At 70.9% G+C, this 19,907-nt stretch carries 19 protein-coding genes; 14 read left to right on the top strand and 5 right to left on the bottom strand.

The window, feature by feature from the left end:
• The first annotated feature begins 1,262 nt into the window (after positions 1-1,262).
• Together ABZT04_RS18815 and mycP are read left to right on the top strand one after the other, a co-directional pair.
• Positions 1,263-2,120 (top strand): hypothetical protein, encoded by an 858-nt coding sequence (locus tag ABZT04_RS18815; protein ID WP_356057858.1) that lies wholly within the window; start codon positions 1,263-1,265, stop codon positions 2,118-2,120.
• Positions 2,117-3,292 (top strand): type VII secretion-associated serine protease mycosin, encoded by a 1,176-nt coding sequence (mycP, locus tag ABZT04_RS18810; protein ID WP_356057739.1) that lies wholly within the window; start codon positions 2,117-2,119, stop codon positions 3,290-3,292. Before ABZT04_RS18815 ends, mycP begins: the two co-directional genes overlap by 4 nt.
• 22 nt (positions 3,293-3,314) lie before the next feature.
• Here the strand turns inward: mycP and ABZT04_RS18805 are convergent, their stop codons facing one another.
• Positions 3,315-4,301, bottom strand: a complete 987-nt coding sequence (locus tag ABZT04_RS18805) for a serine hydrolase (protein WP_356057738.1) — start codon at positions 4,299-4,301, stop codon at positions 3,315-3,317.
• A gap of 150 nt (positions 4,302-4,451) precedes the next feature.
• Between ABZT04_RS18805 and ABZT04_RS18800 the strand changes: the two genes are divergently transcribed.
• On the top strand, positions 4,452-5,195 hold the full coding sequence (locus ABZT04_RS18800; protein ID WP_356057736.1) for an SseB family protein: 744 nt from the start codon (positions 4,452-4,454) through the stop codon (positions 5,193-5,195).
• On the opposite strand, the gene ABZT04_RS18795 is transcribed toward ABZT04_RS18800, so the two are convergent.
• Entirely contained in the window at positions 5,192-5,563 is a 372-nt protein-coding gene (locus tag ABZT04_RS18795; RefSeq protein WP_355906649.1) for a DUF1844 domain-containing protein, read from the bottom strand. The genes ABZT04_RS18800 and ABZT04_RS18795 overlap by 4 nt on opposite strands.
• A 364-nt stretch (positions 5,564-5,927) precedes the next feature.
• Between ABZT04_RS18795 and infC the strand changes: the two genes are divergently transcribed.
• The 10 genes from infC to ABZT04_RS18745 all read left to right on the top strand — a co-directional run bounded on the left by infC (position 5,928) and on the right by ABZT04_RS18745 (position 16,974).
• On the top strand, positions 5,928-6,626 hold the full coding sequence (infC, locus tag ABZT04_RS18790) for a translation initiation factor IF-3 (protein WP_356057857.1): 699 nt from the start codon (positions 5,928-5,930) through the stop codon (positions 6,624-6,626).
• Between the two features lie 108 nt (positions 6,627-6,734).
• Positions 6,735-6,929 carry a 50S ribosomal protein L35 gene (gene rpmI / locus ABZT04_RS18785; protein ID WP_019065473.1) on the top strand — a complete coding sequence of 65 codons (195 nt, stop codon included), beginning with the start codon at positions 6,735-6,737 and terminating at the stop codon, positions 6,927-6,929.
• A 102-nt stretch (positions 6,930-7,031) separates the two neighbouring features.
• Positions 7,032-7,415: a 50S ribosomal protein L20 gene (gene rplT / locus ABZT04_RS18780; protein WP_019066261.1), complete on the top strand. Its 384-nt coding sequence runs from the start codon at positions 7,032-7,034 to the stop codon at positions 7,413-7,415.
• A 183-nt stretch (positions 7,416-7,598) separates the two neighbouring features.
• Entirely contained in the window at positions 7,599-8,447 is an 849-nt protein-coding gene (locus ABZT04_RS18775; protein WP_356057734.1) for an RNA methyltransferase, read from the top strand.
• 56 nt (positions 8,448-8,503) lie between these two features.
• Positions 8,504-9,640, top strand: coding sequence for an ATP-binding protein (locus ABZT04_RS18770; protein WP_356057733.1), 1,137 nt, complete (start codon positions 8,504-8,506; stop codon positions 9,638-9,640).
• A 150-nt stretch (positions 9,641-9,790) separates the two neighbouring features.
• Entirely contained in the window at positions 9,791-10,918 is a 1,128-nt protein-coding gene (gene pheS, locus ABZT04_RS18765; RefSeq protein WP_356057732.1) for a phenylalanine--tRNA ligase subunit alpha, read from the top strand.
• Positions 10,918-13,422, top strand: a complete 2,505-nt coding sequence (gene pheT, locus ABZT04_RS18760) for a phenylalanine--tRNA ligase subunit beta (protein ID WP_356057730.1) — start codon at positions 10,918-10,920, stop codon at positions 13,420-13,422. The genes pheS and pheT overlap by 1 nt, the downstream gene beginning before the upstream one ends.
• A 184-nt stretch (positions 13,423-13,606) precedes the next feature.
• Positions 13,607-14,749, top strand: coding sequence for a PP2C family protein-serine/threonine phosphatase (locus tag ABZT04_RS18755; protein WP_356057728.1), 1,143 nt, complete (start codon positions 13,607-13,609; stop codon positions 14,747-14,749).
• A gap of 235 nt (positions 14,750-14,984) precedes the next feature.
• Complete coding sequence (locus tag ABZT04_RS18750; RefSeq protein ID WP_356057727.1) at positions 14,985-16,325, top strand: transcriptional regulator; 1,341 nt, start codon at positions 14,985-14,987, stop codon at positions 16,323-16,325.
• A 76-nt stretch (positions 16,326-16,401) separates the two neighbouring features.
• Positions 16,402-16,974, top strand: coding sequence for an NUDIX hydrolase (locus ABZT04_RS18745; protein WP_356057726.1), 573 nt, complete (start codon positions 16,402-16,404; stop codon positions 16,972-16,974).
• On the opposite strand, the gene ABZT04_RS18740 is transcribed toward ABZT04_RS18745, so the two are convergent.
• Together ABZT04_RS18740 and ABZT04_RS18735 are read right to left on the bottom strand one after the other, a co-directional pair.
• Complete coding sequence (locus ABZT04_RS18740; RefSeq protein ID WP_355906674.1) at positions 16,971-17,228, bottom strand: hypothetical protein; 258 nt, start codon at positions 17,226-17,228, stop codon at positions 16,971-16,973. The two genes, ABZT04_RS18745 and ABZT04_RS18740, sit on opposite strands and share 4 nt — an antisense overlap.
• Positions 17,229-17,434: 206 nt before the next feature.
• Positions 17,435-18,295 (bottom strand): 3-hydroxybutyryl-CoA dehydrogenase, encoded by an 861-nt coding sequence (locus ABZT04_RS18735; RefSeq protein ID WP_356057724.1) that lies wholly within the window; start codon positions 18,293-18,295, stop codon positions 17,435-17,437.
• Positions 18,296-18,462: 167 nt separating this feature from the next.
• Here ABZT04_RS18735 and ABZT04_RS18730 point away from each other — a divergent pair, with 167 nt between their 5' ends.
• The gene (locus tag ABZT04_RS18730) at positions 18,463-19,686 is read left to right on the top strand and encodes a family 10 glycosylhydrolase (RefSeq protein ID WP_356057723.1); all 1,224 of its coding nucleotides are present in this window, start codon (positions 18,463-18,465) and stop codon (positions 19,684-19,686) included.
• A gap of 1 nt (position 19,687) precedes the next feature.
• Here the strand turns inward: ABZT04_RS18730 and ABZT04_RS18725 are convergent, their stop codons facing one another.
• Positions 19,688-19,882, bottom strand: a complete 195-nt coding sequence (locus ABZT04_RS18725; protein ID WP_356057721.1) for a DUF1918 domain-containing protein — start codon at positions 19,880-19,882, stop codon at positions 19,688-19,690.
• Between the last annotated feature and the right edge of the window lie 25 nt (positions 19,883-19,907).

Below are 19,907 nucleotides of genomic sequence, written 5' to 3'. Positions count from 1 at the left end.
TTCGGCCCTTCTCGCCCCGCGCCACCGACCCCGTGAGCCCACCCCCGCCACCGGCCTCGGCACGCTTCCCGGACACACCGCCCACGTCCGGCACCGACTCGCGCCGCCCCACACAGAGTTCCGTCCCGCCTCGGCCACCGCACCGCCCCACGGCGGGCACGCGTGACAACGAAGCACAGAGGGAGACCGGACCGAAGCCGTCCTCCCCCTTCTTCCGCCGCCCGACCACACCGGTCGGCTCGGACACCCCCCGCCGCCCTGAAGGCGAGCCGTCCGGCCGGCCCCGCTCGACGACGCCCCCCGCCACGGGTGAGGCATCCGACCAGCCCCGTCAGGCAGCACCTGCGGACTCCGCTGTCCCACCGCGCCCGGAGAGCAGGACCCCGCGTGGGCCGGCCGATCGGGAGCGGTACGTGCCCAGGCGTCCGGGGACGTCTTCCGATTCTGCGGCGACACCCGTCGACCCCGCCGTGCCGCCCCGTCCCGTATCCGAGCCCCGCCAGGAGACCGACCGGTTGCACTCCGGGGACGAGTCTCCGCGTGGGCCGTCCGATCGGGAGCGGTACGTGCCCAGGCGTCCGGGGACGTCTTCCGATTCTGCTGTTCCGCCGCGGCCTGCGGGCAGGACTCCCAGTGAGCGGTCCGATCGGCCGCACCGGGAGTCCGTCGGCACGGCGACACCCGTCGACCCCGCCGTGCCGCCCCGTCCCGTATCCGAGCCCCGCCAGGAGACCGACCGGTTGCACTCCGGGGACGAGTCTCCGCGTCGGTCGTCCGATCGGGAGCGGTACGTGCCCAAGCGTCCGGGGACGTCTGCCGGCTCCGCCGTGCCGCCCCGCCCCGCAGCCGACCCGCTGCCCCCCGAGGACGAGCCTCCGAGTCAGTCGTCCGACCGGCTCCGCCAGGACTCCGCCCGCCCGGAAACACCTCCCGGCTCCATGCCCCCCGAGTCGCCCTCGGAGAGCACCACCCAACTTCGGTCGGCCCCGCTGTGGCGAGGGGAATCGTTCGGGGACCCGACAGGTGGTGCGCCCACCCGGGGTGCGTGGTCGCCCTCCGCCGCCGGTGCGACCTATCCTCCCGAGGCTCCCCGGGGCGACGCCCACCTTGTCGGCTCCGCCCATGACGACCTCGGTACCGACACCCGCGCCTGGTCCCCCTCCGCCCCCGGTACCCCGACGCGCCCCGCGTCCGAGATGCCGCGCCCCGACCCCGCCTTTTCCTGGAGTTCGCCCGTGAACCCGGGTGGTGGGCGGCCCGTCGTGTCGTTCGGGGAGCCCGAGGGGTACGACGAGCGGGTGCGGGCGCGGCCGTTGGGAGCGCGGCTACGGTCCCGTACCGCCGCTGTTGCCGTCTGTGTCGTGCTCGGTCTCGGGCTCATCGGCGGTGCGGTGACCGGGAGTTGGCTCACCGGGGACGACGGGGTGGACAGCGGCGCCAGTACCTTCGCCGCTGCCGGCGAGTTGTGGCACAGCGTGCCCGTCGATGAGTTGTTTCCGCCCACCGTGCGGGGGCAGGGCGCGGGTCCCGGCGGCGCCGACCGCACCTGGACGCGGATCGCCGTGGCCCCCGACACGGGCTGCGCGGGCGCCTTCGACCCGCTGCTGCGCGACGTCCTCGCCCCCGTCGGCTGTCGGCGGCTCCTGCGCGCCACCTACACCGACGCCACCCAGAGCTACGTCACCACCGTCGGACTCCTCTTCACCAAGGCCGACATCACCGCGATGACCGCTCTCTCCACCCGGTTCAAGAACGAGAACCTCGCCAACCGGACCGACCTCATGCCCCGCCCGTACGCCGCCAAGGGCACCGTCGCCGCCGCCTTCGGCGCCGAACAGCGTGCCTCGTGGACCGTCTCCGTCCTCACCGACGCCCCCGTCGTCGTCTACGCCGTCTCCGGCTGGGCGGACGGCCGTAAGGTCGACGAACCGGAGCCCGCCGACGAGGCCGTCACCTCCGGTGGTACCGCCGCTCCCGCCCAGGCGGGTCTCGGCAACGAGGCGCAGGGCCTCGCCGACCGCGTCGAGCGGAGCCTGCGCAAGACCGTCGACTCACCCACCGAGAGCTCCAGCACCTCCGAGACCTCGAACGCATCGAAGACCTCGGAGGAGACCCCGTGAGCGTCACGTCCCGCCGGGCCGGTCTCCTGAGCGTCGCCCTCGCCGCCTCCCTCGCCCTGGTCCCGCCCACCGTCGCCCACGCGGACGGCATACGCGCCCAGGAATGGGCCCTGGACGCCATGCACACCCAGGAGGCCTGGCAGACCACCAAGGGCAAGGGCATCACCGTCGCCGTCCTCGACACCGGCGTCGAGGCCGACCACCCCGACCTCGACGGCAACGTCCTCACCGGCAAGGACATGGTCGGCTTCGGCGCGCAGCCGGGCGACCGGTCCTGGGCCCGCCACGGCACCGCCATGGCCGGCATCATCGCCGGGCACGGACACGGCCCCGGTGACGAGGACGGCGTCATGGGTGTCGCACCGGAAGCGAAGATCCTGCCCGTCCGGGTGATCCTCGAAGACGGCGACTCCGCCCGCGGCAAGGCCCGCACCACCCGGGGCAACGCCCTTGCGGACGGCATCCGTTGGGCCGCCGACCACGGCGCCGACGTCATCAACCTCTCCCTCGGCGACGACTCCGCCTCCGCCCACCCCGAGCCCGCCGAGGACGAGGCCGTGCAGTACGCCCTGAAGAAGGGCGTCGCCGTCGTCGCCTCGGCCGGCAACGGCGGCGAGAAGGGCGACCACGTCTCCTACCCCGCCGCCTACCCGGGCGTGATCGCCGCGACCGCCGTGGACCGCTTCGGCACCCGCGCCTCCTTCTCCACCCGCCGCTGGTACGCCACGGTCAGCGCCCCCGGCGTCAACGTCGTCATCGCCGACCCCGACCACAAGTACTACGAGGGCTGGGGGACCAGCGCCGCCTCCGCCTTCGTCTCGGGCGCGGTGGCGCTCGTCAAGGCGGCCCATCCGGGGCTCACACCGGCCCAGATCAAGAAGCTCCTCGAAGACACCGCCCGCAACCCCCCGTCCGGCGGCCGCGACGACTCCCGCGGCTTCGGCTTCATCGACCCCGCCGCCGCCATCAGGGCCGCCGCCCGCCTCAAGCCGGCCGCCCTGGCGTCCGCCGCCTACGGCAAGGAGTACTTCGGCTCCGGCCCGGACGCCGCCAAGACCGACAGCGACCCGTCCGACTGGGCGGGCCCCCTCGCAGGCAGCGTCGGCGGGGTCCTGCTCGTCGCGGCGGTCGTCCTGTGGCGCGGCCGACGCGGTCGCCGCGAGCCCTTCTAGACCACGACGAACAGCCGGTTGATCAGTCCGTCGCGGACGCGGAAGCCGACGTAGAGGAGCCGGCCCCGGCGAACGCCGCGACCCCCGCCTTCGCCGCCGCCTCGATCAGCGTGATCCCCTTGGTCTGCGTCGTGCTCCCCTTCGACAGCACGGCGACCAGGTATTCGTGACCGTCGTCCGCGGTGATCCGCCCGATGCTGTTGACGTCCCACAGCCCGGTCGTGCTCCGGGCCAGCCAGCCGTTCTTCAGCTTCCACCGCGCGCCGTCGGCCGCGGCCGACACACCCCACTGCTGGTCCGCCTCTATCTTCCCCATCAACCCCTGGAGGTACGACTGCGAGGCCGAGCTGAGCTTCGAGTCGTCCCCGAACACCTGCTGGAGCAGCGTGAGTTGATCGGCGGCCGTGGTCTGGGTCAGCCCCCAGAGCGGACCGGCGCCCCCCGTGGTGGCCGTCAGCCCGAACGTCTTGTTCGCCGCGTCGAGCCCGTCCGCCGTGCCGATGATGTTCCACAGCGCCGTCGCGGAGTCGTTGTCGCTGTTCTCGATCATCGCGGTGGCGTACGACTTCTCGGTCGCGGTCAACTGCCGCCCCGCGTCCTGCGCCTGGAGCAGCAGCGTCGCCAGGATGTCGACCTTGACGATGCTCGCCGTGTCGAAGGCCCCGTCGCCGTACATGGCGCTCTCGCCGGAGTCCAGGTCCAGCACGGCGACGGACACCCGCTGGTCGCCGGCCGGGGTCACCGACTTCATGGACGTGGCCAGCAGCGCTGCGTAGTCCACCGTCGGCTCCGTCACAGGTTCCACCGATGCCTCCCCGCTCCCCGACGCCGAGGCCGACGGCGTCGCCGCCGACGATACGGCGCCGGAGTGGGCCTGTGCCTTCACATACACGGTTCCCGCCGCCGTGACGCCCACGACGGCCACGGAGGCCAGGGCGACATAGACGAGCGGACGGCGCCGTGAGGGACGCGCGCGGTGGTTTCGGCGGGCGGCTCTGGAAGACTCCATGCCCGCGATCGTGGTGGCGGCGACTGTGCGAACCGTGAGATGAAAGTTAGATGTCTGTCAACTGTGTCTGAGAAACGTGTGAAACCTGTGTCCCCCGCGTTTCAGGACCCGCACAAGTCCAGCAGCATCCCCCCGATAGGGTCGGTCACCGTGGCGAACAAGAACATTCCCGACTCCGGTTACTCCGACGACGACGGCTCGGCCGATCCCCGGCTGAGCGCGGCGCTCGCCGCCTGGGCCGAGGACCGCACCGCCGTGGGCCCCGTGCTGGCGGCCCTCAAGGGCGCCCGGCTGCTGGTGCCCGTGGTGGCCGTGCTCGGTGAGGTCGAGGAGGACGGGAACGGACTGCGCCGCGAGAAGACCAGCGACATGGCCGTACCCACTCTGAAGGCCGGCGGCCGCACCGCCCTGCCCGCCTTCACCTCCACCGAGACGCTGGCCCGCTGGGACCCGGCGGCCCGCCCCGTGGCCGTACCGCTGCATCAGGCGCTGCAGGCCGCCGTGCACGAGAAGGCGGACACGATCGTGCTGGACCTGGCGGGTCCGGTGCCGTACGAACTGAGCGGGTCCGCGCTGCTCGCGGTGGCGGAGGGGCGGACGACCGCCGATCCGCTGACCGACCCGGCGGTGGTCGGGGCGGTACGGACCGCGGTGGCTGCCGAACCCGCCGTGCTCCGCGCCCATCTCGGGCCGGGGCAGGCCGACGGCACCCTGGCCCTCGTGCTCGACCCGTCGGCGCCCGCCGCCGAGGCCGCCCGCGCGGTGGCCCGGCGCCTGGCCGACGACGACACGCTGAGGGCCCGCCTGGTGCGCGGCCTCGACCTGGCACTGCTGCCGGCCGGGACGACGCCTCCGGGCGAGCCCCTGTATGTACGCGAGGGAAGTAGCGACTAGCCGTAGATCGGGCCCGTGTACTTCTCGCCGGGACCCTGGCCCGGCTCGTCGCGGACGAGGGATGCCTCGCGGAACGCCAGTTGGAGGGACTTCAGGCCGTCGCGCAGCGGGGCCGCGTGGAACGAGCTGATCTCCGTCGCGCTCGCGTCGAGAAGTCCGGCCAGGGCGGTGACCAGCTTGCGGGCCTCGTCCAGGTCCTTGTACTTGTCGCCCTCCTCGGTGAGCCCGAGCTTCACGGCGGCGGCACTCATCAGGTTGACGGCGACCGTCACGATCACCTCGACCGCCGGAACCTCCGCGATGTCGCGGGCCATGGCGTCGAAGTCGGGGGAGTCGGTGTTCGGGGACTCGGGGGGCGTGTCACTCATGCCCCACACGATAGGGCCCGGTGTACGGCGGTTCGCACCACCCCCGGGGAGCTGCTAACCTTGTGTGATGACCGGCCAGGCACTGGTGTGCCCGGCCAACAAGTGGAGGCTCCGATCTCCCACCTGACCGTCCTCACGGACGGCGGGTCACCCCGGTCAGGCGGTCGCCATCGTTCCGTACGGACGATGGAGTCGCCCGAAAGCGCGCCCCGCGATCATCGCGGCGGTGCTCCGGCAGTGTTTTGGAGCCCCGTCTTGTGATCGTCCGGGGCATTTTTCATGTTCCGGCGCGGTTGGGTCTGTCTAACAGAGACAAACGCGGCCGTCCGCCAGATGGCCGTGTGGTGCTAACCGAGGAGGATCCATCAGCACCGAGCCCCGTATCAACGACCGGATTCGCGTTCCCGAAGTGCGACTTGTCGGTCCGAGCGGCGAGCAGGTCGGAATTGTTCCGCTTGCCAAGGCCCTGGAGCTTGCGCAGGAGTACGACCTCGACCTGGTCGAGGTGGCGGCGAACGCTCGTCCGCCGGTCTGCAAGCTCATGGACTACGGGAAGTTCAAGTACGAGTCGGCCATGAAGGCCCGTGAGGCGCGCAAGAACCAGGCGCACACGGTCATCAAGGAAATGAAGCTCCGGCCGAAGATCGACCCGCACGACTACGACACCAAAAAGGGTCACGTCGTCCGGTTCCTCAAGCAGGGCGACAAGGTCAAGATCACGATCATGTTCCGTGGTCGCGAGCAGTCCCGGCCCGAGCTGGGCTACCGACTGCTGCAGCGGCTCGCCTCGGACGTCGAGGACCTCGGGTTCATCGAGTCGAACCCGAAGCAGGACGGCCGAAACATGATCATGGTTCTCGGTCCGCACAAGAAGAAGACCGAGGCGATGGCCGAGGCCCGTGAGGCCCAGGCGGCCCGCAAGGCGGAAGCGAAGGCCAACCCGGGCAAGTCGCAGAACGCCGCGGAGTCCGAGTTCGACGACGAGAACTCCGTCGACGAGGGCGCCGAGGCCGCCGAGGTCGAGACCGCCGAGGCCCCGGCCGAGGCTTCGGCCGACGCCTGATCCCCGGACGCCAGTCCGGGGACGTAACCGAAACAAGAGCGACGCTCCACCTGTGCCCGGTTTCACGACCGGGCACCGGAGCGCCACCGACGAGGAGATAACGGCGCTATGCCGAAGAACAAGTCGCACAGCGGTGCCAGCAAGCGCTTCAAGATCACGGGCTCCGGCAAGGTGCTCCGCGAGCGCGCCGGCAAGCGTCACCTGCTCGAGCACAAGTCGTCCCGTGTGACGCGTCGCCTCACCGGCAACGCCGAGATGGCCCCGGGCGACGCCAAGAAGATCAAGAAGCTTCTCGGCAAGTGACGTCTACGGCGCTCGACCTGAGCGCCGTACGTCTGGACCGGGACCCCATCGACACCGGGCCGTGTGAGTCCCACCACGGCCCCGCTACAAGGAGTTAAACAAGTGGCACGCGTCAAGCGGGCAGTCAACGCCCACAAGAAGCGCCGGGCGATCCTCGAAGCCGCCTCCGGCTACCGCGGTCAGCGTTCGCGCCTGTACCGCAAGGCCAAGGAGCAGGTCACCCACTCGCTGGTCTACAACTACAACGACCGCAAGAAGCGCAAGGGCGACTTCCGTCGGCTGTGGATCCAGCGCATCAACGCCGCTGCCCGCGCCAACGGCATCACCTACAACCGCTTCATCCAGGGTCTGAACGCGGCCAACATCGAGGTCGACCGCAAGATCCTCGCGGAGCTGGCCGTCAACGACGCCGGTGCGTTCGCCGCGCTGGTCGAGGTCGCCCAGAAGGCGCTGCCGAGCGACGTCAACGCGCCGAAGGCTGCGTGACGCTGCGCTGGCTTGAGCCGTGACTTGAAAGGACCCGCAGGTTTCCAGCCTGCGGGTCCTTTGCTGCTGGCCCGGCCCGGCCCGCGTTCGTTGTTCTGGTGCGGCCGTGTTGTGGCTGGTTGCGCAGTTCCCCGCGCCCCTAGGGGGTTGCGGTTGTCCTGAGATTTGAAGGTGAAGCAGAACATGCCCCCCCTCACCCCCGACCTCATCTCCCCCCGTTCCCCCCGCGTCTTGGCCGCCCGGCGGCTCGCGCGGCGGAACTTTCGGGGCAAGGAGCGGCTGTTCCTGGCCGAGGGGCCGCAGGCCGTGCGGGAGGCGGCGGGGTACGGGGACACGCTCGTCGAGCTGTTCGCCACGGTCGAGGCCGCGGAGCGGTACGCCGACATCGTGGGGGAGGCCCGCGTGGCCGGTGCCCGGGTGCATCTCGCCGACGAGCAGGTGATCGCCGACATCTCGACCACCGTCACCCCGCAGGGGCTGGTCGGGGTCTGCCGGTTCCTCGACACCCCCTTCGAGGAGATCCTCGAGGCCCGGCCCAAGCTCGTCGCCGTTCTGGCGAACGTTCGCGACCCCGGCAACGCCGGCACCGTCCTGCGCTGCGCCGACGCCGCCGGTGCCGAGGCCGTCGTACTGACCGACGCCTCCGTCGATCTGTACAACCCCAAGGCGGTACGGGCGTCCGTGGGCTCCCTGTTCCATCTGCCGGTCGCCGTCGGAGTGCCCGTCGAGCAGGCCGTGGCCGGGCTCAAGGACATCGGGGTGCGCATCCTCGCCGCCGACGGGGCCGGCACCGACGACCTCGACGACGAGCTGGACCAGGGCACCATGGGCGGCCCCACCGCCTGGGTGTTCGGCAACGAGGCCTGGGGGCTCCCGGAGGAGACCCGCGCACTCGCGGACGCCGTCGTGCGGGTTCCGATCCACGGGAAGGCCGAGAGTCTGAACCTCGCCACCGCCGCCGCCGTATGTCTCTATGCGTCAGCCCGTGCACAGCGCGCCTCCGGAGGGTGCCGCTCCGTCACCGACAGCTAGTAGGGTGACCAGCTCGGGGGCCACCTGCGCCGTATGAGAAGAGGTGGGGTACGGGGATGACTGTCGGCACCAGCAGCGCGCCGGGAGCACCGGGTGTGCCCCATCCGTCCGGGCCCCCGCACGGCGAGCTCGCGGACCTTGGCATCGACCCCGACGAACTGCCCGACGGCCTGGTGATCGCCGACGAGCACGGCCATGTCGTCTGCTTCAACGCCGCCGCCGAGCGCATCACCGCGACCGCCGCCTCCGACGCCCTCGGACAGCGACTGGAGAAGGCCCTCCCGTTAGAGGACCTCGAGGGCCGGCGCTGGTGGCAACTGACCGATCCCTACGGCGGGTTGGCGATCCGGGTCCGGCAGCCCGAGCGCAACCTGCTGCTGCCGGGCGGCCATGAGGTCCTCGTCACGGCGCGCTACGTCCGTACCGAACCCCTCGGTCCGGTCCGCCGCGTCGTCGTCTCCCTGCGGGACACCGAGGCGCGCCGCCGCACCGAGCGCAGTCACGCCGAGCTGATCGCGACCGTCGCCCACGAACTGCGCTCGCCGCTCACCTCCGTCAAGGGCTTCACCGCGACCCTGCTCGCCAAGTGGGAACGCTTCACCGACGACCAGAAGCGGCTGATGCTGGAGACCGTCGACGCCGACGCCAACCGCGTCACCCGGCTCATCGCCGAGCTGCTCGACATCTCCCGCATCGACTCCGGGCGGCTCGAGCTGCGCCGCCAGCCCGTCGACATGGGCGCGGCCGTCGGCCGCCACATCCAGGCGTACGTCGCCGCGGGGCAGACCGCCGACCGGTTCCTGCTCCGCGTCGAACAGCCGCTGCCCGATCTGTGGGCCGACCCCGACAAGGTCGACCAGGTGCTCAGCAACCTGCTGGAAAATGCCGTGCGCCACGGCGAGGGAACCGTCACTATCGACGTCACGGCCTCGGCGTCCCCCCGCGAGGGGGAGGAAACCGGCACATCGGTGACGGTGAGCGACGAGGGCACAGGCATCCCGGAGGAGTCCATGAACCGCGTCTTCACCCGCTTCTGGCGGGGCAGCAAGCGCGGTGGCACCGGACTTGGGCTGTACATCGTCAAGGGCATCGTCGAAGCCCACGGCGGCACCATCACGGTGGGCCGCGCCCCCGGCGGCGGCGCCGAGTTCCGATTTATGTTGCCCGTGGGCACCCCGGCGTATCTCCAGTAGCCGCCGACGAGGCCCCACGGGCGCGGTCACCTGTCTCACCCCCGTTAGACTCGGCCTTTGGCACCTTTGCGTCCCTCGATCGATGTGGACGATTCGTCTCCGAGTCGTCGACGGGGACCATCCGCCAGCCAACCGGAAGCACGGGAAGAGATGTCGGCACCGAATAAGTCGTACGACCCTGTAGAGGTCGAGGCCTTGAAACCGGAAGAGATCGAGCGCATGCGGGACGAGGCGCTCGCCGCCTTCGCGGCCGCCGGTGATCTCGACGCGCTCCAGGAGGCCAAGGTCGCCCACACCGGCGGCACCTCCCCGCTCGCCCTCGCCAACCGCGAGATCGGCGCCCTGCCCCCGCAGGCCAAGGCGGCCGCGGGCAAGCTCGTCGGTCAGGCCCGGGGCGCGGTGAACAAGGCCCTCGCCGCCCGCCAGGCCGAGCTGGAGGCCGACCGCGACGCCCGCGTCCTGGTCGAGGAGGCGGTGGACGTCACGTTGCCGTACGACCGCGTCCCGCCCGGCGCCCGGCACCCGCTGACCACGTTCATGGAGCGGGTCGCGGACGTCTTCGTGTCCATGGGATACGAGATCGCCGAGGGCCCCGAGGTCGAGGCGGAGTGGTTCAACTTCGACGCCCTGAACTTCACCCCGGACCACCCGGCCCGGCAGATGCAGGACACCTTCTTCGTCCAGGGCCCGAAGGGGACGGAAGGCGACGAGTCGGGTGTCGTCCTGCGGACGCACACCTCGCCCGTGCAGGCCCGCGCCATGCTCGACCGCGAGCCGCCGGTCTACATCGTGTGCCCCGGCCGCGTGTACCGCACCGACGAGCTGGACGCCACGCACACCCCGGTCTTCCACCAGATCGAGCTCCTCGCCATCGACGAGGGCCTGACCATGGCCGACCTCAAGGGCACCCTGGACCACATGGTGCAGTCGCTCTTCGGCGCGGAGATGAAGACCCGGCTGCGGCCGAACTACTTCCCCTTCACCGAGCCGTCCGCCGAGATGGACATGCTCTGCTACGTCTGCAAGGGCGAGTCCGTCGGCAACCCCGACCGCCCCTGCCGTACCTGCTCCTCCGAGGGCTGGATCGAGCTGGGCGGCTGCGGCATGGTCAACCCCCGTGTCCTCGTGGCCTGCGGGGTGGACCCGGAGAAGTACAGCGGATTCGCCTTCGGGTTCGGCATCGAGCGGATGCTGATGTTCCGCCACAACGTCGAAGACATGCGAGACATGGTCGAGGGTGACGTCCGGTTCACCCGGCCGTTCGGGATGGAGATCTGATGCGGGTCCCGCTTTCTTGGCTGCGGGAGTACGTCGACCTGCCGGCGACGGAGACCGGCCGAGACGTCCAGGCCAAGCTCATTTCGGTCGGCCTGGAGGTCGAGACCGTCGAGCAGCTCGGCGACGGCCTCAAGGGCCCGCTCGTCGTCGGCAAGGTCCTCACCATCGAGGAGCTGGAGGGCTTCAAGAAGCCCATCCGCTTCTGCACGGTCGACGTCGGCACCGCCAACGGCACCGGTGAGCCCCAGGAAATCGTCTGCGGTGCCCGCAACTTCGCGGTCGGCGACAAGGTCGTCGTGGTCCTGCCCGGCGCCGAGCTGCCCGGCGGCTTCGCGATCGCCGCGCGCAAGACCTACGGCAAGACCTCGCACGGCATGATCTGCTCCGGCGACGAGCTGGGCATGGGCGACGACGGCTCCCACGGCATCATCGTCCTGCCGCCGGAGCACGAGGTCGGCACCGACGCGATCGAGCTGCTCCAGCTCGTCGACGAGGTCCTCGACATCGCCGTCACCCCCGACCGCGGCTACGCCCTGTCGATCCGCGGCGTCGCCCGCGAGACCGCCATCGCCTACGGCCTCCCGCTGCGCGACCCCGCGCTGCTGGACGTGCCGCAGCCGAACGCCTTCGGGTATCCGGTCCAGATCTCCGACCCGATGGGCTGCGACCGCTTCACCGCCCGCACGGTGACCGGCCTCGATCCCGAGGCCCGCTCCCCGCTGTGGCTGACCCGCCGCCTCCAGAAGGCCGGCATGCGCCCGATCTCGCTCGCCGTCGACATCACCAACTACGTGATGCTGGAGCTGGGCCAGCCCCTGCACGCCTACGACCGCTCCCGCGTCCAGGGTCCGATCGGTGTGCGCCGGGCCGAGCAGGGCGAGAAGCTCACCACCCTCGACGGCGTCACGCGCACGCTGGACGCCCAGGACCTGGTGATCACCGACGACCGCGGCCCCATCGGCCTCGCGGGCGTGATGGGCGGCGCCAACACCGAGATCGACGACACCGAGGGCACCACCACCGAGGTCGTCGTCGAGGCCGCCCACTTCGACGCGCTCTCCATCTCGCGCACGGCCCGCCGCCACAAGCTGGCCTCCGAGGCGTCCAAGCGCTTCGAGCGCGGTGTCGACCCGCAGGCCGCGTCGGCCGCCGCCCAGCGCACGGTCGACCTCCTGGTCCTCCTCGCCGGCGGCACGGCGGACGCCGGTGTCACCGAGGTCATCGCGCCCTCGGCCCCGCACACCATCACCATCCCGGCCGACCACCCCGACAAGGTGGCGGGCGTCGACTACGGCCGCGAGACCGTCGTACGGCGTCTCCAGGAGGTTGGCTGCGACGTGTACGGGCAGGACGAGCTGATCGTCACCGTCCCGTCCTGGCGCCCCGACCTCACCGACCCGAACGACCTGGCCGAAGAGGTCATCCGGCTCGAGGGCTACGAGAACCTGCCCTCTACGCTCCCCAAGCCCCCCGCGGGCCGGGGCCTGACCGACCGCCAGCGGCTGCACCGCCGGGTCGGCCGCGCGCTGGCCGGTGCCGGTTATGTGGAGGCGCCGAACTACCCCTTCGTCGGCGAGCACGTCTTCGACCAGTTCGGCCTGGCCGCCGACGACCCGAACCGCAAGGTCGTCAAGCTGGTCAACCCGCTCTCCGACGAGGAGCCCGCGCTCCGCACGACGCTGCTCCCGGGCCTGCTCGGCGCGCTGCGCCGCAACGACGGTCGCGGCAGCCACGACCTCGCGCTCTTCGAGACCGGGCTGGTCTTCCACCCGCGCGAAGAGCTGAAGATCGCCGTACGGCTGCCCGTAGACCGGCGTCCGACCGACGAGGAGATCGCCTCTCTCACCGAGGCGCTCCCGCTGCAGCCCCGGCACGCCGCCGTCGTCCTCACGGGCGCCCGCGAGCAGGCCGGCTGGTGGGGCAAGGGCCGCCCGTCCGACTGGGCCGACGCCGTCGAGTCGGCGCGCGTCCTCGCCCGCGAGGCCGGCACCGAACTCCTCGTCCGCAAGGGCCAGTACGGCCCCTGGCACCCCGGCCGCTGCGCCGAACTCGCCGTCGTCGTCGAGGGAGTCGAGCAAGTCATCGGCCACGCCGGTGAGTTGCACCCCGGTGTCCTGAAGACCCTGGGGCTGCCCGCGCGCACCAGCGCGATGGAACTGGACCTGGACGTCCTGGAGTCGGCGTCGGCCGGCGTCCCGAAGGGCCCGAAGATCTCCACGTTCCCGGTCGCCACACAGGACGTCGCGCTGGTGGTCGACACCTCGGTCCCGCACGCGGAGGTCGAGGCGGCGTTGCGCGAGGGCGCCGGTGAACTGCTGGAGTCCATCCGCCTGTTCGACGTGTACGACAACGCCGCACAGCTCGGCGAGGGCAAGAAGTCCCTCGCCTACGCGCTGCGATTCCGTGCGGCGGACCGGACGCTGACCGTCGACGAGGCGTCGGCGGCCCGGGACGCGGCGGTGGCGCTGGCGGCGGAGCGAACGGGAGCCGTGCTGAGGGCCTGACTCCGCATCGGGGCTGCCCCTACCTGCGTAAATGCATAAATGCAGCTACCGCGTGTCACCTCACTCGTTCGGGTGAGAAGTTCGGGCGATCCGGCCCGATCGGGGCATGCGGTCGACAGAATCGGACCGGCCTTTCGGGGTCGGTCCGATTGCGCTGTCGGGGCCTATTTGGGGGGCCACAGGCATGATCCGCATCAAGGCTGGGGTTCCCCGCAGGCCACGCCCGAGGCCGCGCGCCCGCCGTCCACTGCGCCGGGCGCTCGCTCTTGGGCTGCCCACGGTCTGGGGAGCCATAGCGATCACCTACAAACTCAGCTGCCCGCTCGCCCAGCAGACCGGCCTCGGCGCACGCATCATCACCAGTGCCGTGTTCTTCGCGGTCGGCACCGGTCTCATCGTCCAGGTCCGCCGCTCCCTGCTGCGTGAACTCCGGCAGATCCGCCAGATCGCCGGCGCCGCCCAGAGCGCGCTGCTGCGCCCACTGCCGCCCCGCCTGGACGGCCTGAACATCGCCGCCGCCCAACTCTCCGCCGAGCGCGGCGCGGTGGTCGGCGGCGACCTGTACGAGGTGATCGCCACCGAACACGGCGTCCGGGTCGTGATGGGCGACGTGCGCGGCCACGGCATCGCCGCGATCGGCACGGTCGCCGCCGTCCTCGGCAGCTTCCGCGAGGCCGCCCACGACGAACCCGACCTGCCCGGCGTCCTGCACCGCCTCGACCGCGCCCTCGCCCGACACCTCCGCGAACGAGCCCGCGCGGAACACCCCGCGTCGGGAGCCCTGGACCCCGAAAGCCCGGTGGCCGAGGAGTTCGTCACGGTCCTGCTGCTGGAGATCGGCAGGGACGGCGAGATCCGCGCCCTCAACTGCGGCCATCCATGGCCGTATCTGCTCAGCGGGGGAGGCGTGCGGCCGGTGTCCCGCACGGACCCGCTCCCGCCCCTCGGCCCGTTCCCACTCCCGACCGAGCTACCGTACGTCCGCTGCGGCCAACTCCTCCCGGGCGAGGCGCTGTTCCTCTACACGGACGGGGCGGAGGACGCGAGGGACGGGCGGGGCCGCTTCTTTCCGTTGGCGGAGGTCCTGGCAGAGACGGCAGCCCAACACCCGCTCCCCGTACCCCAGTCGGTCCTGGGCTCGGTCTTCACGGCACTACTGCGTCATACGGGCGGCACGCCGACGGACGACGTAGCGTTAATGGTCCTTCGAAATGACCGAAGGCCCACGGTCAGCGCCCCGATAGGGGCGCGGGACGGTGACATCAGCGGCTCCGCCGCGCGGGCGCACCCAGCAAAAACCCACCCGCAGCCAACAACCCACCTGTAAGTAACCCCGCTGTAGTTACCCCGCCTCAGCCAGCGCAGCGCTCCGCAAAACCGGGCCGCCGCACTTACGAGGGGGAGCCGGCGGCCCGGCCGGCCTCTTGCGAGGCAATCCAGTCAACCGGTACGAAACTCTCCGCGACAGTGCGCACACACCGCGGATTCGCGCACTCCGTTCACACCCGGTGTGAACCGAACCGCACTACTCTGTCCGCACCGAGTCACCCGGGGGGCCATCCATGCAGCCCAACACACTCCTCGATGCCATCCTCGACGAGGCGGGCATCTCGCACGCGGGACTGGCCGCACATGTGAACCAGGCCGGCCGCGCCCGGGGACTCGCGCTCCGGTACGAACACACCGCCGTGGCACGGTGGTTGAAGGGCCAGCGGCCGCGGGGCCAGGTGCCCGACCTGATCTGCGAGGTGCTCGCGAGCCGTCTGCACCGGCCCGTCACGCTCGACGACATCGGCCTCGGGGTACCCGGCGAACCCTCCACCCCGCACAGCACCTCCCTCTCCGGCTTCGTCGAGCGGGCCACCGCCCTGTGGCGCTCCGACGAGCAGCAGCGCCCGCACATCCTGGGCGCGCCCGCGGTCACCGGAACGCCCGCGGTCATGCCGGTGTGGGAGTGGGAGAACCCGCCCGACGACGTCGACGTCTCGCGCGGCGGCCGGCACCGGGTGAGCATGGCCGACATCGAGATGCTGCGCGCGGCCCGCGCCCACTACGAGCAGATGTACCGCAAGGCCGGTGGGGTGGCGACCCGCACCCGCATCGTCGGCTTCCTCAACTCCGAGACCGCCCCGTTGCTGCGCGGCAGCTACACCGACGCCACCGGCCGCCAACTGCACCGGGCCACCGGCGGGTTGGTGGCGATCGCGGGCATCTGCGCCTACGACTCCGACGCGCACGGACTCGCGCAGCGCTACTTCCACCAGGCGCTGAGGCTGGCAAAGGCCAGCAACGACAGGGGACTTGGGGCGTATGTGATCGCGCTGCTCGTCAACCAGTCGCTGTTCATGCGGGAGTTCCGTCAGGCCGTCGCCTTCGCGGAGGCCGCGCTGCGCGCCGCGGGGCGGCAGATCACGCCGGCGCTCGCCTCCGACCTGTATGCCATGCAGGCGAAGGCGTACGCACACCTCGGTGACGGCACGAGCGCCCTGTCCTGCATCCGGCGGGCCGAGCAGGCCGCCGAACGCATCCGGCGCGGATACGAACCCGACGAGACCGGCTATGTCCAACCGGGACTGGTCAACGTCCAGGTGGCGGAGGCGCTGCTCAGCCTCGGTGATCTGACGGCGGCGGGGGAGCACGCCACGGCGGCCGTGGACACTCCGGCGCACGACCGGGGCCGGGTGCACCGGCTCGCGATGCTCAGCCAGATCGAACTCCGCCAGGGAAACGCGGACAAAGCGGTGGCCACGGCGGTGCAGATGGCCGAGCAGGCCCGGGGGATGGAGTCCCAGCGACTGCGCGACAGACTCCGCGCGGTACGCGAGTACCTGGTGCGCAGCGACTGCGCGGGTACGGCCGAGGTGGCCGAACTCATCGACGGAGCACTGCGCGTACCGCTGTAGACCCACGACTCGTAGACGTACACGACACAGTCCCTGCTGCGATATTGCCACTTACTCGACGGAAGGTGGCAGAACCGTGCAGTGGACGAAACAGAACGAACAAACTGTGTACTCAAACCGCTGGTTCAGCGTCAATCTCGCGGATGTCGAACTACCCGACGGCCGGCACCTCGACCACTTCCTGATCCGGCTGCGCCCGGTGGCCGTGGCGACGGTGGTCAACGAGGCGAACGAAGTACTCCTCCTATGGCGGCACCGCTTCATCACCAACAGTTGGGGGTGGGAACTCGCGGCGGGGGTCGTGGAGGACGGCGAGGACATCGCGCGCGCGGCCGCCAGGGAGTTGGAGGAAGAGACCGGCTGGCGGCCGGGGCCTCTGCGCCACCTGATGAGCGTGGAACCGTCCAACGGGCTCACGGACGCCCGGCACCACATCTACTGGGCCGACGAGGGCGAGTACACCGGACACCCCGTGGACGACTTCGAGTCGGACCGCCGGGAGTGGGTTCCGCTCAAACTCGTACCCGACATGGTCGCCCGCGGGGAGGTCCCGGCCGCCAACATGGCGGCCGCGTTACTGCTGTTGCACCATCTCAGGCTCGGGCAGGACGCTGTGCCCCGATCCCCCCACCGGCGTCCGGGTAGTTAGCGTCCGAGTGCCTGCCAGACCGTGACGACGAGGGCGCCCACGGCGGTCAGTGCGGCGATCGCGGGCAGCGGCCAACGGGTGTGCTCCAGTGCGACGATACGTGCGCTCAGGTCGTCCAGTTCCTTGTCCGTCTCCTCGGTGCGATGGCTGAGCAGGGCCAGCCCGCCCTCGACGCGCGCGTAGGCGACGTCGAGGCGGCGGCGTAACTCTGCGAGTTCTCCATGGACCACGGGATGCTCGGGGTCGGCGGTCACGGGTCCGCTCCTTTCCGTAGTCGGAACATCCCTTGCATGCGCATGAAGAGTCAACTCGCCTGGTGGGCACGGGGGGAGAGTGTGCGAGCGGCATATGCGGGCCCGGCGCGCACACGGTGTGTGAATGCCGCGGGCCCGGCACTCCGAAGAGTGCCGGGCCCGTAACGGCCGGACTGTCACGGTGAGTTGCTCCGCGCGGCGGGCGCTCAGCCGTAGGTGTAGAACCCCGAGCCGGACTTCCGGCCCAGGCGCCCCGCGTCGACCATGCGCTGGAGCAGCGGCGGAGCGGCGTACAGCGGCTCCTTGTACTCCTCGTACATGCTGAACGCGACCGAGGCGACCGTGTCCAGACCGATCAGGTCGGACAGCTTCAGCGGGCCCATCGGGTGGGCGCAGCCCATCTCCATGCCGTTGTCGATGTCCTCGCGGCTGGCGATGCCCGACTCGAACATCCGGATCGCGGAGAGGAGATAGGGGATCAGCAGCGCGTTGACCACGAAGCCGGAGCGGTCCTGGGCGCGGATCGCGTGCTTGCCGAGCACCTTCTCGGCGAACAACTGGGCGCGGCCGAGGGTGCCCTCGGACGTGGTCAGCGCCGGGATCAGCTCGACGAGCTTCTGCACCGGGGCCGGGTTGAAGAAGTGGATGCCGACGACCTGGTCCGGGCGTGAGGTGGCGACCGCCAGCCGCACCAGCGGGATCGAGGAGGTGTTGGAGGCGAGGATCGCGTCGGGGCGGGTGACGACCTGGTCGAGAACCTGGAAGATCTCGGTCTTCACCTGCTCGTTCTCCACGACGGCCTCGATCACGAGGTCGCGGTCGGCGAACTCGCCGAGGTCGGTGGTGAAGCTGAGCCGCGCCTGGGTCTCCGCGAGTTCCTCGGCGGAGATCTTGCCGCGTTCGGCGGCCTTGGTCAGCGAGTTGAACAGCCGGGTCCGGCCGATCTCCAGGGCCTCGCCGGTGGTCTCGGCGACCTTCACGTCCAGGCCGGCGCGGGCGCACACCTCGGCGATACCGGCGCCCATCTGGCCGCAGCCGACCACTCCGACGCGCTCGATGTCGGTCACATCGTCCCCTTCGCTGAGATCTGGCGGTGGCAGACCCCGTCGTTCGGCGTCTGCTCCGATCGTGCACGTTACCCGCAAGTATCGATGATCGATCGCCGGGGTCGGGCATTCTGGGGCGCGGGAACGATCCGTGACGGCACGGATCCACAGCGTATGGGGGTGTGCAGATGGGGCGATTGTCACGTCGGGCGTTCGCGATGGCCGCGCTGTCGACACTGGGGACCACGGGCAGCGCGTCGGCCGAGCCGAGGCGTCCGCGCGCGGTCACCGAGATGCGGGGCGTGTGGCTGGCGACGGTGGTCAACCGCGACTGGCCCTCCCGCCCGGGCCTCCCGGCGGAGCGGCAACGCACCGAACTGATCGCCCACCTCGACACGGCGGTCCGCAACCGGCTCAACACGGTGATCTTCCAAGTCCGGCCCACCGCCGACGCGTTGTGGCCCTCGCCGTACGAGCCCTGGTCGCAGTACCTGACCGGCACCCAGGGTGTGGCCCCCGGCTGGGACCCGCTGAAGACGGCCGTGGAGGAAGCGCATGTGCGGGGCCTGCAACTGCATGCCTGGTTCAACCCGTACCGCATCGCGAACAACACCGACCCGACGAAGCTCGTCGCCTCGCACCCCGCCCGCAAGCATCCCGACTGGGTCGTGACGTACGGCGGGAAGCTCTACTACAACCCCGGGCTGCCCCAGGTCCGCACCTTCGTCGAGAACGCGATCCTCGACGCGGTGCGCAAGTACCCCGTGGACGCGGTCCACTTCGACGACTACTTCTACCCGTACCCGGTGGCCGGCCAGACCTTCGACGACGACGCGGCCTACGACCGGTACGGCGGCGGCTTCGCCGACCGGGCCGCCTGGCGCCGCGACAACATCGACCGGCTGATCCGCGAGACGGCCGCCCGCATCAAGCAGATCCGCCCGGGCACCCGCTTCGGGATCAGCCCCTTCGGCGTGTGGCGCAACGCCGCGACCGACCCGCGCGGCTCGGACACCCGGGCGGGAGTGCAGACGTACGACGATCTCTGCGCGGACACCCGCAAGTGGGTGCGCGAGGGGTGGATCGACTACATCGTCCCGCAGTTGTACTGGAACATCGGCCTCGCCGCCGCGGACTACGCCAAGCTGCTGCCCTGGTGGGCGGAGGTCGCGCGGGGTTCGCGGACGCGGCTGTACGCGGGTGAGGCGCTGTACAAGGCGGGCGACCCGGCGCAGTCCGCGGCCTGGCAGGATCCGGCCGAGCTCTCGCGGCACCTCACGCTGGCCGACCGCTACCCACAGGTCGGCGGGCATGTCTTCTTCGCCGCCCGGGAAGTGGCGGTCGACCCGATCGGAGCGATGGCGCGCGTGGTCGCCGACCACTACCAGCGGCCGGCGAAGCCTCCGCGCTGATCTACCTTCGCGCTTCCGGGTGTTTGATCTCGCAGTCGGGGCCGGGAGACATCACGGCCTCGTGTCCGTCGGGGAAGCGGACGCGGTAGGGCGGATTGCCCTCCGTGCCCATCACCTCGACGACCTCCGAGACCTGGTCGTGCTGCCCGACCACTCTGCCGTGCTGGACGAGCCGGTCGCCCACGGTCGCACGCATCTGCAAGCGCCTCCTCACCGAGTCC

It is taken from the genome of Streptomyces sp. NPDC005492, from assembly GCF_040605995.1.
GTDB lineage: Bacteria > Actinomycetota > Actinomycetes > Streptomycetales > Streptomycetaceae > Streptomyces.
Note: the sequence above shows the minus strand (reverse complement) of the source record. Positions and strands in the feature narration are given on the sequence as shown.